This window comes from Streptomyces flavotricini (assembly GCF_020639365.1).
In the GTDB taxonomy this organism is placed as follows: Bacteria; Actinomycetota; Actinomycetes; order Streptomycetales; family Streptomycetaceae; genus Streptomyces; species Streptomyces flavotricini.
The window spans coordinates 1,078,456-1,092,731 of record NZ_JAINUL010000001.1 but is presented as its reverse complement, the minus strand read 5'-3'; the positions used below and the strand labels follow the sequence as shown (position 1 = coordinate 1,092,731).

Genomic DNA, 14,276 nt, shown 5'->3' with positions numbered 1-14,276 from the left:
CACTATCCGGCCCGCCCCCGCCCGTCGGCCCCGGCCACCGGATTGTCCAGCTCCGTCCACCGATCGCCCGGGATCCCGGGGCTCAGCCGCATCAGCGTCAGGGCTTTGGTCGGCAGTGGCGCCGTCAGCAGGGCCTCGGTGTCCGCGGTGGCCGGGAGCGCGGCGGCTTGCGCCAGCATCTCGCCGAAGGCCGCCGCGGAGCCCGCCGTGGCCCCCAGGGTTCCGGTCAGCAGGGAACCGAACAGCTTGCGCCGCAGCAGGGTCACGTCGTCGGAGACCAGTCGCCCCGAGAGCGGCGGCACCGGCAGGCCGTGCCGCGCGAGCCGCTCCGGGCTGATCCGGATGTCGGCGAGGTCGCGGTAGACCAGCCGCAGCGGGGCCCCCGTCGCGGACAGCACGACGAGCAGGTTCTGGCCGTGGGCCTCCAGCGCCACCCCCAGGTCCAGGACCCGCAGGCACACCGAGAGCGCGAGCCGGGCGAACTCGGCCCGCCACGACGCCGAACGGGCGAACGCCGCCCCGCCCAGCGCCGCCACCGGCACGACCCGCTCGCCCGCCGCCGCGTCCGCGTAGACCTCGGGCGGCTCGCGCAGCACCGCCGCGAGGTCCGGGCTGTGCGCGGTCGCGGCGCCCAGGGTCCGGGTGACGTGCAGCTGCCCGTCGAGCCGCTCCGACAGGGCCTGTGCGAAGGCGGAGACCGCGGCGGCCGTCTCGATGGAGTACTCCGAGATGTCGCGTACGGAGGAGGTCAGCCGGGTGCTCAGCGCCGTCTTGACGTGCGCGCCGCCCGCCGCCGGGGCGAGGGTGCGCAGCGCCATCAGGGGATGCGCCGCGAATCCGGGGCGCAGCGCCCCGGCCGCCCCCCGGCCCGTCTGTTTCAGGACGTGTTCCGCCTGCCAGGGGTGGACCGGCAGCAGGAGTCGGCCACCGTCGCGCAGCCCGGCCGGCCAGGCGCCCGTGACCAGGCACTCCTCGGCCCGTACGGCAACCAGTCCGAGCTCTACCAGCGGCCCGTGCTCCGGCGCGTACGCCAGCTGCTCGGCCACCGAGAACCCCGGCCGGGAGCGGCAGTTGGGGTGGTACGGATGGCCGTCGACCACCCGCTGCTCCCATTCCCAGGCGGCCTGCGGGGCCGGCTCGGGCGCGGCCGGCCGCCCCGCCCGGGACAGCGCGAGCGAGGCCGTACTGTCGTCCAGCTCGGCGGCGAAGGCGTCCCCGTGCGGCACGCCCAGCGCCGTCATGAGCCGCCCGGCCTGCCGGTACGGGACGCCGTCGAGCAGTACCTCGCCGACGTACGGGTCGGTCGCGTACGGGTCCGGCGGTGGGCCCTCCAGCCGGCCGCCCCCGGGCAGCCGGACCGTCAGGCCGCCGGGCCCGTGCTCGCGGCGCTCCACCCACGGGAGCGGCTCGAAGGCCAGCGCCCGCCACAGCCGGGTCAGCACGGCGGCCCGGGCGCCGCCGAGCGCGGAGCCGTAAGCGGAACCGAGGGCGGGGCGCACCTCGGCCAGTTCGGCGGACACGGCCTCTTCGGCCGGGGAGGCGGGGAGGTTCATGCTGGGGTGCAGGGCCCTGTTCCTCTCACGGGACTCTCACGGGTGTCTCACGGATGACGTGATGATCACGTCATCATCGCGGATACTGAAGATCACGGCCGGAGGTACGCCCCGCGACCCCGGCACTTGGGATGGACCGAATGGAATCCGTGGACCTCAACGCCGCAGCCGACGCGTATGCCGCCACCCCCTTGCTGAACTGTCTGCTGCGGGAAGCCGCCGATCCCGCCGAGGGGTCCGCCGCCACGCCGGACGAGGGCCGGACGGTCCACCGGCTGCGCGGCAGCGGCCGGCTCCTGCGCGTGACGGGCGGGCGCCGGCCGCTGCGCCCCGAGCTGCGCACGGCGGACGGCTGGCGTCCGCTCAGCCATACCGAGCTGGTCAAGCTGACCGCCGACGAACTGCACCGGTACACGGGCGTCCCGAACGACGAGCTCCCGGTCGAGATCGCCGACAGCCGTGAGGCCGTCGCCGCGCTGCTGGCCGCCCGCGCGGCCGCCGAGCCCCCGCGGGACCCGTACGTCCGCTCCGAGCAGTCCCTGGTCATGGGACACCCGTACCACCCCGCCCCCAAGGCGCGCGGCGGCGCGCCCGTCGCGAGCTGGCTGCCCTACGCGCCGGAGGCGTACGCCCGCCACCCGCTGGTCTTCCTCGGGCTGCGCGAGGACGAGGTGGCAGAGGACGGCGGGCCGCGCGCCGCCGACGCGATCGACGCGCTGGCCGGGCTGCTCGACGGGCCGCGCCCGCCGGCCGGATACCGGCTGCTGCCCGCGCATCCCTGGCAGCTGGACCTCGTCGGCGGCTCGGCGGCCGTACGCACGGCCTTCGCCGACGGGCGGCTGCTGCGCCTCGGCCCGGGCCGCCGCCCGGTCTGGCCGACGGCCTCGGTGCGCACGCTGTACGTGCCGGGTGAGGCGGACCTGTTCGTCAAATTCAGCCTGGACGTCCGGATCACCAACGACGTGCGCCGGCTGTGGCGGCACGACCTGCTGAAACTCCGCCGTACGGACGTCGCGGTCGAGGCCGGATTCGCCGAGCTGCGGCGCTGCGGGTCGAACGCGGTCTGGCTCGCCGACCGCGGCTACCGGACCGCCTCCTTCGCCTTCGAGGAACTCGCCGTCCTGGTCCGCGACGGGCTGCACGCGCAGCTGGAGCCGGGGGCCACGCCCCTCGCGTCCGCCGCGCTCGCGGAGGGATTCACCGGCAGCCCGCTCGCCGCGACGGCCGATCCGGCCGGCTGGTGGCGGGCGTACCTGCGCCACGTCGTGCCGCCCGTACTGGACCTGTTCGCCCGGCACGGCGTCGTACTGGAGGCGCACCTGCAGAACAGCCTCGTGGCGGTCGACGCGCGTGGCGTCCCGGTACAGGCCCTGTTCCGGGACGCGGAGGGGGTGAAGCTGCTGCCGGAGACGGAGCGCGCGGCCGCCTGGCAGCGGCTGGTCTACTGCCTGGTGGTCAACCACCTCACGGAGGTGGCGGGGGCCATCGCCGAGGCGCACCCCGGCACGGCCGCCGCGCTGTGGCCGGCGGTGCGCGAGGAGTTCCTGCGCTACGACGCGGAGCACGGCCTGCCCGAGATCGCGGAGCTCCTCTCGGCCCCGTCCCTGCCGGCCAAAACGAATCTGCTGCTCCGCTGGACCCGCGCCGACGGCGCCGCCGCCCGCTACATCCCCCTCCCCAACCCCCTGAACGGGTAGGCGGTGTCCTCCGGATCACGGTGGGGCCGCCCTGATCCGGAGGACGGCCCCGGGCCTTCCGCGCTCGCCGGCCGTCAGAAGCGCAGGGCCCATGCGTCGATGTGGCCGGTGTGGCCCGCGAAGGCGTCGAACACCCGCAGTTTCCACACGCCGTTGGCGATCTCCGACGAGGCGTCGATCCCGAACATCCCGCGGAGGTCGGCATTGCCCCAGCCGGTGTAGCTGTCCTTGATGGGGTACACCGTGCCGTCGGGTGCGATCACGTCGACCTGGAGGGTGCCGGAATCCGGGTGCCTGATGTCGAGTTCCACGTCCAGTTGCGCGGGGGCGTGTCCGGTGATCCCGCTGACCGTCACCGGGGATTCGACCGGCACCAGGTCCTCGACCGGGTAGTCCGCGGTGTTCGCGAAGCGCGGCCCGGGTACCCGGTTCGGCTGTGTCCCCACGTAGAGCAGCCGGTCGGGCGAGCCCGGCCCGGCGTCGACCACCGAGTCCGTCGTGGCCGCCGCGGTCAGGGCGCCCGCGACCTGGGCGGGCGTGGCCGTACGGTGGTCGGCGAGGTAGAGCGCGGCCGCACCCGCCACGTGCGGGGAGGCCATCGAGGTGCCCGACATGGTGGTGCTCCAGTCGTCTCCCCAGAAGACCGCCGAGGTGATCGAGTCGCCCGGGGCGAACAGGTCCACCAACGGGCCGTAGTTGGAGTACGAGGCGCGCGCGTCGCAGTCGTTGGTCGCCCCGACGGTGAGCGCCGCGGGCACCCGGGCGGGGGAGTGGGTGGAGGCGTCCGCGCTCTGGTTGCCCGCGGCCACCGCGTAGGTGATGCCGGAGGCGATGGAGCCCCGGACGGCGGCGTCCAGCACGTCGTCGGGGTCGCCGCCCAGGCTCATGTTGGCCACCGCGGGCTTCACGGCGTTGCGGGTGACCCAGTCGATCCCGGCGACCACCTGCTCCGTGGTGCCCTCGCCCGACCAGTCGAGCACCCGCACGGACACGACCTTCGCCTTCTTCGCGACGCCGAACGTCGTGCCCGCGAGGGTCCCGGCGACGTGCGTACCGTGCCCGTGCAGGTCGTCGGCCTCGTAGTCGTCGTCGATGGCGTCGTACCCGTACGAGGCGCGCCCGCCGAAGTCCTGGTGGCTGATGTTGACGCCGGTGTCGATGACGTACGCGGTCACGCCCTGCCCGGCCGAGTCCGGATACGCGTAGCTCGCGTCGAGCGGGAGCCTGCGCCGGTCGATGCGGTCGACGCCCCAGGAGGGCGGGTCCGGCTGGGTGGAGTCGAGCCGTAGCTTCCGGTTCTGCGCGACCTCGGCGACGGCGGGGTCCGCGGCGAGCCGACGGGCCTGCCGCTCCGACAGCCGGACGGAGTAGCCGTTCAGGGCGGCGTCGTAGGTCCGGCGGATCGTGCCGCCGAAGCGCGTGACCACGGACCGGCCCTGTGCCGTACGGGCGCCCGCCCGGTCCGGGTTCAACAGCACGAGGTAGCTTCCGGCGACGGCTCCGGGAGCTCCGGCGTACCGGACGGCTCCCTCGGGCGGGCTCGCGGCCGAGGCCCCGGTGTCGGCGCCGAGGGCGAGCGCCGCGGCGAGGGCGAGGACGGCCCCGCACCGCCGGAGTACGAACTGCCGTGATCCGTGCGATCCCTGCGATCCCCGCGATCCGTGTGACCTGTATAACTCGTGTGACTTACGTAATTGGTGTGATGCATGCCATGTCTTGAGCATCCGAATCGAACCCCCCGTTGAGTCGTGCGCTCAGACTGGGGCGCCGCGAGCCCCCGCACAAGGCCGTGCACACAGGAGGAACCCGACCCGCCGTTCGCGCGCGTGCGCGCGGGTAAGCGGACGGCCTCATTTCCGGCAATTCTTGACGTACAAGCTGAAAGAGACCACCATCTACGGCAGTCAAGGTCCCGCGCCGCAAGCCGACAAGCCCAAGGAGCGAACCCCATGCCCGCCTTTGCCCCGTCCTCCACTTCCGAAACCGCGTCAGTCGTCCCCCGTCCGCGTCGCGGCAGCAACGCCGCCCGGATCGCGGACCTGCCGCGGATCGAGGAGCCCAGGGAGGTGGCCCCCGCTGACGCGCGGGAGCTGTCAAGGGTGTTCTTCCGGCGGCTGCGTGAACTGCCCCAGGGCACGCCGGAACACCAGTACGTCCGCAACGCGCTCATAGAGATGAACTCCTCACTCGTCCAGTACGCCGTCCGCCGTTTCCGCGGCCGGGGTGACGGAGGCGACATCGAGGACATCGTCCAGGTCGGCACCATCGGCCTGATCAAGGCGATCGACCGGTTCGAGCCGGCCCGCGAGAACGAATTCGCCACCCTCGCCATGCCGTACATCACAGGCGAGATCAAACGGCACTTCCGTGACACCTCCTGGGCCGTGCGCGTTCCGCGCCGTCTCCAGGAACTGCGCCTCGACATCGCCAAGGCGAAGGAACAGCTGACCACCACGCTGGACCGCTCGCCCACCGTCGCGGACCTCGCCGGCCACCTCGGCCTCGCGGAGGAGGACGTCATAGAGGGCCTCGTGGCCGCCAACGGCCACACCACCGGCTCCCTGGACGCCCCCCATGCGGAGCGCGCCGACGGCTCGGCCGACGGCCACACCCTCGCCGACGTCATGGGCGAGGAGGAGCCGGCCCTGGAGCGCGTCGAGGACATCCAGACCCTCGCGCCGCTGCTCGAGCAGCTCTCGGAGCGCGAACGCCGGATGCTGCGGATGCGCTTCGGCGAGGAGCTCACCCAGGCACAGATAGGCGCCGCGCTCGGCATCTCGCAGATGCAGGTCTCGCGCCTGCTGACCCGCATCCTCGCCCACCTGCGCGCCTCCATGCTGGAGGACCCGGACCCCGAGGAGCGGACCGCCCGGCACCACGCCTGACCCGGACCGCCCGGCGTGAGGTGGGTCACCTCGGCGTTTACCCCGCAGGAGCCTGGGCACCCGCGGATCCGGAGCGGACCCTTCCGCCGGCCGTCACGCGGCCGGCCCGGGTGCGGGCGGATCCCGTGCCGCTCCACGGCCCGCGCCCGGCCCCAGTGGCCGGGCGCAGGCCGTTCCCGGTACGACCCGCGAGGTGTATGTGTCCACGCTCCAGGCCGAGCACGTCTACAAGGTGTTCGGAAGACGACCCGGCGACGCCGCCGCCGCGGTCCGCGCGCTCCGATCCGGCGCAGGCCGCGACGAACTGCGCGCCGACGGCACGACGGCTGCTGTGATCGACGCCTCGTTCCGCGTCGAGCCCGGCGAGATCTTCGTCGTCATGGGTCTGTCGGGGTCCGGCAAGTCCACGCTGCTGCGCATGCTGAACGGACTGCTCGAGCCCACCGAGGGGCGCATCCTCTTCGACGGCCAGGACCTCACGTCCCTCTCCCGGCGTGAGCTGCGCCACGTCCGCTCCACCAAGATCAGCATGGTCTTCCAGCACTTCGCGCTCTTCCCGCACCGCAGCGTGCTCGAGAACGCCGCCTACGGGCTGGAGGTGCAGGGCGTCGCCCGCGAGGAGCGCCTGCGCCGCGCCGCCGAGGCGCTGGAGCTGTGCGGGCTGGCCGGCTGGGAGGCTTCCTGGCCCGACGAGCTGTCCGGCGGCATGCAGCAGCGCGTGGGCCTCGCCCGCGCCCTGGCCACCGACGCCGACCTGCTCCTGATGGACGAGTCCTTCAGCGCGCTGGACCCGCTGATCCGCCGCGACATGCAGGACCAGCTGCTGGAGCTGCAGCAGCGGCTCAAGAAGACCATCGTGTTCATCACGCACGACCTGAACGAGGCCATGCGCCTCGGGGACGGCATCGCCGTCATGCGCGACGGGCGCATCGTCCAGCAGGGCACCGCCGAGGACATCCTCACCCGCCCCGCCGACGACTACGTCGCCTCCTTCATCCAGGACGTGGACCGCTCGCGCGTGCTCACGGCCGACGCCGTGATGACGGACCCCGTCGCCGGAAGCTGCGCCTGCGGCTGCCCCAGCGTCACCGCCGACACCCCGATCGCCGACCTGTGCGCGGTCAGCGCGCGCGTCCCGCACGCCGTCGCCGTCACCGACGAAGCCGGGGTCGTCGTGGGCTCCGTGCCGCAGGACCGGCTCGTCGCCTTCATCGGCGACGAAGACCGCGCCCCGGTGCGCTGCGCGGAGGTGGCCGCCTGATGCCCCGCCTGCACCTCGGCGCCTGGGTCGACAGCGGAGTCGACTTCCTCCAGCGCCACCTGTCCTGGCTGTTCGACGCCATCAGCGCGCTGGTCACCGGCCTCTACGACGGCATCCACGCCGTGCTCGACGCGCCCGCCCCGCTGCTCTTCGCCGGCATCCTCGCCGTCGCCGCCTGGTGGCTGCGCGGGCTGCTCGCCGCGCTCCTCGCCTTCGCGGGCTTCGCGCTCGTCGACTCCGTCGACCTGTGGGCCGACGCGATGTCCACGCTCTCCCTGGTCCTCGTCGCGACGCTCGTCACCCTGGTGATCGCGGTCCCGCTCGGCATCTGGGCCTCCCGCTCGGACCGGGTCAGCGCCGTGCTGCGTCCCGTCCTGGACTTCATGCAGACCATGCCGGCCATGGTCTACCTGATCCCCGGCATCATCTTCTTCGGCGTGGGCGTGGTGCCCGGCATCATCGCGACCATCATCTTCGCGCTGCCGCCCGGCGTACGGATGACCGAGCTCGGCATCCGCCAGGTCGACGCGGAACTCGTCGAGGCCGCCGACGCCTTCGGGACCACCCCGCGCGACACCCTCGTACGCGTCCAGCTGCCGCTGGCCCTGCCCACCATCATGGCGGGCATCAACCAGGTGATCATGCTGGGCCTGTCCATGGTCGTCATCGCCGGCATGGTCGGCGGCGGCGGGCTCGGCGGGGCCGTCTACCGGGCCATCGGCAACGTCGACATCGGCCTCGGCTTCGAGGCGGGCATCTCCATCGTCATCCTCGCCATGTACCTGGACCGGATGACCGGGGCGCTCGGCCGCCAGGTCTCCCCGCTCGGCCGGCGCACCCTCGCCAAGGCGCGGGCCGCCGCGAGCGGCGCCGCCAAGCTGTGGAACCACCGCCCCCAGCCCGCCTACGCCGTCACCGGCGCCGTGGTCCTCGCCCTCGTCGCCGGCGGCCTGAACGCCTTCGGCGGCTCCGGGCAGCCGGCCGCCGCCGGGGCCGACGCCGTCGGCAAGGGCCGCAAGATCAGCATCGGTTACATCCCCTGGGACGAGGGCATCGCCTCCACCTACCTGTGGAAGGAGCTCCTGGAGCGCCGCGGCTTCCAGGTGGAGGCGAAGCAGCTCGAGCTCGGCGCCCTGTTCACCGGGCTCGCGGGCGGCCAGGTCGACTTCCAGACCGACGCCTGGCTGCCGGTCACGCAGGCCCAGTACTGGGAGAAGTACGGCAACAAGCTGGACGACCTGGGCTCCTGGTACGGGCCCACCTCCATCGAGCTGACCGTCCCCTCCTACATGAAGGACGTCACCTCCCTCGCCGACCTCAAGGGCAAGGGCGACCGGTTCAAGGGCCGGATCATCGGCATCGAGCCCAGCGCGGGCGCGATGGGGATCCTGAAGGGCAAACTGCTCAAGGAGTACGGCCTCGACGGCGAGTACCAGGTCGTCGACGGATCGACCCCCGGCATGCTCGCCGAGCTGAAGCGGGCCTACGAGAAGCAGGAGCCGGTGGCGGTCGTGCTCTGGTCGCCGCACTGGGCGTACGCCTCGTACGACCTGAAGAAGCTCCAGGACCCCAAGGGGGCCTGGGGCAAGGGCGACGGCATCCACACCCTGGCCCGCAAGGGCTTCGCGCAGGACGAGCCGGAAGTGGCCTCCTGGCTGCGCTCGTTCAAGCTGACCGAGGCCCAGCTGACCGGCCTGGAGGCGAAGATCCAGGAGGCGGGCAAGGGCAAGGAGCAGCAGGCCGTCCGCAGCTGGCTGCGGGAACACCCGGAGGTCGCGAAGGCGGCCTGACCCCCGTGAGGCGGTGCGGGCGCCGGCGGGTCGGTGGAGGAGCACGCTCCCACCGACCCGCCGGCGCCTTCGTCCGCGTCCGCGCCGCGGGCGAGGGCAGCCGTGCCGGCGAACGGCGGATCCGCTTCGGGAACGCACCGCTGACCTGCCGGGATCCTGGATGATCCGTCCCGTGCCCCGGAGGGGCCGGCCGTGGCACAGTGCCTGGAACAGCACCGCCGGACCAGGGAGCCCCCATGCGCGATCCGCACGCCGTGCCCCGGCTCGTGGCCGCCCCCGGCGCTCCGGCGGAGCCGGGCCCGCTGCCGCGCTGCCCCGTGTGCGGGAGCGCACCGGAGCGGATCTCCTGGCGCCAGTGCCCGGGCCGGCCGGTGGCGCTGGTCTTCGAACCCTGCGGCGACCGGTACACCTCGCCGGCCGCGCCGATCCTGGCCGTCACCCCACCGGTGCCGGCGGGCTCCCCCGTACCGGCTCGGCCGCCCGTACGGCTCGGCGGCTGAGGAACGCCGGGCTCCCGGCCACCTCTCCGGCCGGCGAGGCCGGGTCGGTGTGCTCCGGGTACCGCTCCTCGTACGCCTGTATCAGGGAGACGAGGAGGTCGAACGAGGCGTCGTCGAGCGGCGGATCACCGGACCCGTAGTGGGCGGCGGCGGCTCTGATGACCGCACCGATCGCGTCGGCGTACGCGTCGCGGTGGGCGAGGGCGCATCCGGCGGGAGGGGCGTTGGTGATCGTCATGCCCCGATCGTCGCGCAGGCGTCTGACAATGCCCGCCGGCTGCCGGGTGTGGTCCAGGTGGCGGTGAAGAACCGCCATCACGGCACGGATGTGTGGCGGTCCGGCTCGACCCGCCGGAAGAGCGGCCGTCGTGCGGTCACCCGATCGGACGGCCCGGTCCACCGCAAAACGGCACGTCGCCCCTCGGTGCGCGATTCAGCTGACGGATGCTCAAAGATGCTTGATCGGAGACGATTTCGAGCATCATCCTTCAACTGATCTCCGTGGGCCGCTATCTTGCCAGGCGCATGCCAAAGCGGTGTGTCCGCAATCCGGACCGCACGAGGAGCTGCCCCATGAGACTCATCCGCATCCCCAGGCGCACGCACAGCCGTATCCCCACAGGAGTACGAAAGAAGACCGAGCGGAAACGGGCGCCCCTCGCCGCCCTGCTCGCCGGGGCGCTCGCCGTCGCCGGGCTGGCCGCCGCCGGGCCGATGACCTCACCGGCAGCCGCCGCTCCGGCCCCCGCCACGGCGGGCAACGCCACCGGCCTCACCCGCTCCGGGAACACCTTCACCGTCAGCACCTCCGCCGGCGCCAAAGCCCGCGTCGTGATCGCCCGCGCCGACATCTTCCGGCTCTGGCTCTCGCCCGACGGCGCGTTCACCAACGACCCGGCCGGCTCCGACCTCGCCCCGACCACCGACTTCGGCCCCGTCGACGCCTCCTTCACCGACGCGGGCGCGTACTACCGCATCACCACCGGAGCCCTGAACATCCGCGTCAACAAGACGCCCCTGCAGTTCTCCGTCTACCGCGCCGACAACGCCACCCTGGTCTGGCAGGAGACCCAGCCCACCTCCTGGACGGCCGCCCAGACCACCCAGTACCTGGCCCGGGGCGCCGAGGAGCAGTTCTACGGAACCGGCCTGCGCCTCGGCGAATGGGCGCTGCGCGGCAAGACCGTCCCCGTGGCCGTCGACAACAAGTGGCGCGAGAACGGCAACGCCAGCCCGGCCCCCTTCTACATGTCCACCAACGGCTACGGCGTCATGCGCAACACCTGGGCCCCCGGCTCGTACGGTTTCAACGCCCCCACCACCCTCACCCACGACGAGAAGCGCTTCGACGCCTGGTACTTCACCGGCGATTCGCTGAAATCCGTACTCGATGCCTACACCGATGTGAGCGGCAAGCCGTTCATGGCGCCGATGTGGGGTCTGGAACTGGGCAACGCCGACTGTTTCAACGCCTCCAACCCCGCATACCAGGGCGACCACAACCGCCTGCGCCACCAGACCACCCCGGACGTGGTCGGATACGCCACCGACGCCCGCGCCGCCGACATGCCCTCGGGCTGGTTCCTGCCCAACGACGGCTACGGCTGCGGCTACACCGCGCCGCTCAAATCGACCGTCGACGCCCTGAAGGCCAAGGGCTTCCAGACCGGACTGTGGACCTCCACGGGCCTCGGCTCCATCGCCGACGAGGTCGGGACAGCCGGCACCCGCGGCGTGAAGACGGACGTCGCCTGGATCGGCGGCGGCTACAAGACCGCCTTCACCGGCGTCCAGCAGGCCGTCGACGGCATCGAGAAGAACTCCGACGCCCGCCGCTACGTCTGGACGGTCGACGGCTGGGCCGGAACCCAGCGCAACGCCGTCGTCTGGACCGGTGACACCAACGGCACCTGGGACGACATGCGCTGGCACGTCCCCGCCATCGCCGGAGCGGGCCTGTCCGCCCTCAACTACGCCTCCGGCGACGTCGACGGCATCTTCGGCGGCAGCCCCAAGACCTACACCCGTGACCTCCAGTGGAAGGCCTTCACCCCGGCCTTCATGACCATGTCGGGCTGGGGCGCGACCAACCCGGCCGCCGGCTACCAGGACAAGCAGCCCTGGCGCTTCGCCGAGCCGTACCTCTCCATCAACCGCAAGTACCTGCAGCTCAAGATGCGGCTGATGCCGTACCTGTACACCATGAGCCGCACCGCGCACGAGAGCGGTGTGCCGAGCACCCGCGCCCTGGTCCTGGAGTACCCGGACGACCCGGTGGCACGCGGAAACCTCACCAGCGGCCAGTTCATGGCCGGTGATTCCTTCCTCGTCGCGCCGGTCGTCTCCGACACCTCCGTCCGCGACGGCATCTACCTCCCCGCCGGGACCTGGACGGACTACTGGAGCGGGAAGACGTACGCGGGACCGGGCTGGCTGAACGGCTACCAGGCGCCGCTCGACACCCTGCCCCTGTTCGTCAAGGGCGGCGCGATCGTGCCGATGTGGCCGCAGATGAACCACACCGGCGAGAAGCCCGTCTCCACCCTGACCTACGACATCCACCCGCGCGGGAACTCCTCCTTCAGCCTGTACGAGGACGACGGGCTCACCCGCGCCCACCAGTCCGGCGCGTACGCCCGCCAGCAGGTGGACGTCACGGCCCCGGCCGCCGGCTCCGGTACGGTCACCGTCACCGTCGGCGCCCCCACCGGCGACTACAGTGGCAAACCGGCCGCCCGCGGCTACGAGTTCAGCCTCCACGTGGCCTCCTCCCCGGGCGCGGTCGCGGCCGACGGAACCGCCCTGGCCCGCCAGACCTCCAAGGCCGCCTACGACGCGGCCGCCACCGGCTGGTTCTTCGACCCCGCCGACCGCGGCGGCATCCTGTGGGTCAAGTCCGGTACGAGGTCGGGCGCGTTCGGCATCACGGTCACCGGCACCTCCGTCCCGGCGGCCGACCCGATCCCCGCGACCTCCGCCCCCGTCCCGCAGTCGGCGTGGACCCTGGTCTCCGCCGACAGTCAGGAGACCGCCGCCGAGAACGGCGCGGCGAAGAACGCCTTCGACGGCAACCCGGCCACGCTCTGGCACACCGCCTGGTCCTCGGGCACCCCGGCCGCGCTGCCGCACGAGATCCGCGTCGACCTCGGCGCCCGCTACGCGGTCGACGGCCTCGGCTACCTGCCCCGCCAGGACGGCGGAGTCAACGGCCGGATCGGCGGCTACGAGGTGTACGTCTCCGACAGCACCACCGACTGGGGCCAACCGGTGGCGACCGGCACCTTCGCCGACACCGCGGCGGCGAAGTCCGTCCCCCTGGCCGCGAAGACGGGACGCTACCTCCGCCTGCGGTCCCTGACCGAAGCCGGCGGCCGCGGCCCCTGGACCAGCGCCGCCGAGATCAGCCTGACCGGTCGGGCCGTCCCCCTCCCGGCCGACGCCACCCTCGTGAGCGCGGCGTCCGCCCGCTGCGCGGACCTGCCGTACAGCGCCACCACGCCCGGCACCGAACCCACCCTGTACACCTGCCACGGCGGCCCCAACCAGCGCTGGAGCCTGACGGCCGACGGCCGGGTCACGGGCCTGGGCGGTGTCTGCCTCGACGGTACGAGCGCCTCCTCGGTCACCGTCCAGACGTGCGGCGCAGCCGCCGGGCAGAGCTGGCAGCCCGGGCCGGACGGCAGTCTCCGTACGCTCGGCCAGTGCCTGGCCCCGGTCGGCGCGGGCACCGCGAACGGCACCAGGCTGACCCGCGCGGCCTGCGACGGCAGCCCCGCGCAACGCTGGACCTTCACGCCCTGACGAAACCGGTCGTCAGGGAGCGGACGCGCTGTCGCCGAGCACGGCCTGGCAGTCCCGCCAGGCCGGCTCGGTCAGCAGCCCCCGCAACCGGGTGAACAGGGCGAGCAGGCCCGGCCCGTGGGCCGCGCGGAACGCCGGGTCGATCCGGGCGAGGTCCAGCTCGTTCGCCGCGGACAGCTCGGCGAAGTCCCGGCGGGACTGCAGGTCGGGGGAGTGGACGTGGCCGGTGAACCGGTCGCGGAACGCCGGCGCCACCGACGACACCGCCTCGTTGTCGGCGGCGTCGGCGTCGGCGCCGGAGGCCCCGGCCGGGGCGTCGGCGGCGAGCGTCGGATACGAGGCCGCGCGGTCACAACAGGCGTAGAAGTAGACGATCTCCTCGGCCTCGGCCCCGATCACCGCGGCCAGTTCGGCCCGCCGGCCGACCGGCAGCAGGGCGGTGGCGAAGCCGTCCGTCCCGTAGAACGCGTGGCACAGGCCCGCGAGCCGGAGCGCCGGCCGGGCCCCCCACTCCCCGAGCCGCGCGTGGACGCGTTCCAGATGTGCGAGGAGGGTGCCACCGGGGTGGTCCATGTGCCCGGCGCCCAGTTCGCGCAACAGCGCGAGGGCGCGCGCCTCCTGGTGCTCGGCCCGGGTCGGTGCCGGCATGGGCGTGGTCCTTTCCCGCGCGCGAGTGAAAGGGGGGGGTGGGTCGACACCCGTCCGCGCTCGTGCCGGGTCCGGACCCGGCACGAGCGCGGACGGGTTGCCGCCCTGGGCCCTGAATTGATCGTTGTCCACCCTCAGACC

Annotated in this window: 9 protein-coding genes; 5 read left to right on the top strand and 4 right to left on the bottom strand. The window is 73.1% G+C overall.

Annotated features, from left to right (window positions below):
- Positions 1-2 precede the first annotated feature (2 nt).
- A complete protein-coding gene (locus K7B10_RS05275) occupies positions 3-1,553 on the bottom strand; it encodes an IucA/IucC family protein (protein WP_229334769.1) in 1,551 nt (516 codons plus the stop codon).
- 131 nt (positions 1,554-1,684) lie between these two features.
- Here K7B10_RS05275 and K7B10_RS05270 point away from each other — a divergent pair, with 131 nt between their 5' ends.
- On the top strand, positions 1,685-3,250 hold the full coding sequence (locus tag K7B10_RS05270; RefSeq protein ID WP_229334768.1) for an IucA/IucC family protein: 1,566 nt from the start codon (positions 1,685-1,687) through the stop codon (positions 3,248-3,250).
- A gap of 74 nt (positions 3,251-3,324) precedes the next feature.
- Here K7B10_RS05270 and K7B10_RS05265 read toward each other — a convergent pair whose 3' ends face one another.
- Positions 3,325-4,728: a S8 family peptidase gene (locus tag K7B10_RS05265; RefSeq protein WP_229334767.1), complete on the bottom strand. Its 1,404-nt coding sequence runs from the start codon at positions 4,726-4,728 to the stop codon at positions 3,325-3,327.
- Between the two features lie 471 nt (positions 4,729-5,199).
- Between K7B10_RS05265 and K7B10_RS05260 the strand changes: the two genes are divergently transcribed.
- From K7B10_RS05260 to K7B10_RS05250, 3 genes are all read left to right on the top strand, one after another.
- On the top strand, positions 5,200-6,135 hold the full coding sequence (locus tag K7B10_RS05260) for a SigB/SigF/SigG family RNA polymerase sigma factor (RefSeq protein ID WP_229334766.1): 936 nt from the start codon (positions 5,200-5,202) through the stop codon (positions 6,133-6,135).
- 199 nt (positions 6,136-6,334) lie between these two features.
- A complete protein-coding gene (locus K7B10_RS05255) occupies positions 6,335-7,396 on the top strand; it encodes a quaternary amine ABC transporter ATP-binding protein (protein WP_229334765.1) in 1,062 nt (353 codons plus the stop codon).
- Positions 7,396-9,186 (top strand): ABC transporter permease/substrate binding protein, encoded by a 1,791-nt coding sequence (locus tag K7B10_RS05250; RefSeq protein ID WP_229334764.1) that lies wholly within the window; start codon positions 7,396-7,398, stop codon positions 9,184-9,186. Before K7B10_RS05255 ends, K7B10_RS05250 begins: the two co-directional genes overlap by 1 nt.
- 435 nt (positions 9,187-9,621) lie before the next feature.
- Here K7B10_RS05250 and K7B10_RS05245 read toward each other — a convergent pair whose 3' ends face one another.
- Entirely contained in the window at positions 9,622-9,924 is a 303-nt protein-coding gene (locus K7B10_RS05245; RefSeq protein ID WP_229334763.1) for a DNA ligase LigA-related protein, read from the bottom strand.
- A 335-nt stretch (positions 9,925-10,259) separates the two neighbouring features.
- On the opposite strand from K7B10_RS05245, the gene K7B10_RS40705 reads away from it, so the two are divergent.
- A complete protein-coding gene (locus tag K7B10_RS40705; RefSeq protein WP_267501333.1) occupies positions 10,260-13,487 on the top strand; it encodes a TIM-barrel domain-containing protein in 3,228 nt (1,075 codons plus the stop codon).
- A gap of 12 nt (positions 13,488-13,499) precedes the next feature.
- On the opposite strand, the gene K7B10_RS05225 is transcribed toward K7B10_RS40705, so the two are convergent.
- Complete coding sequence (locus tag K7B10_RS05225; RefSeq protein ID WP_229334762.1) at positions 13,500-14,135, bottom strand: DUF6817 domain-containing protein; 636 nt, start codon at positions 14,133-14,135, stop codon at positions 13,500-13,502.
- Positions 14,136-14,276: the final 141 nt, after the last annotated feature.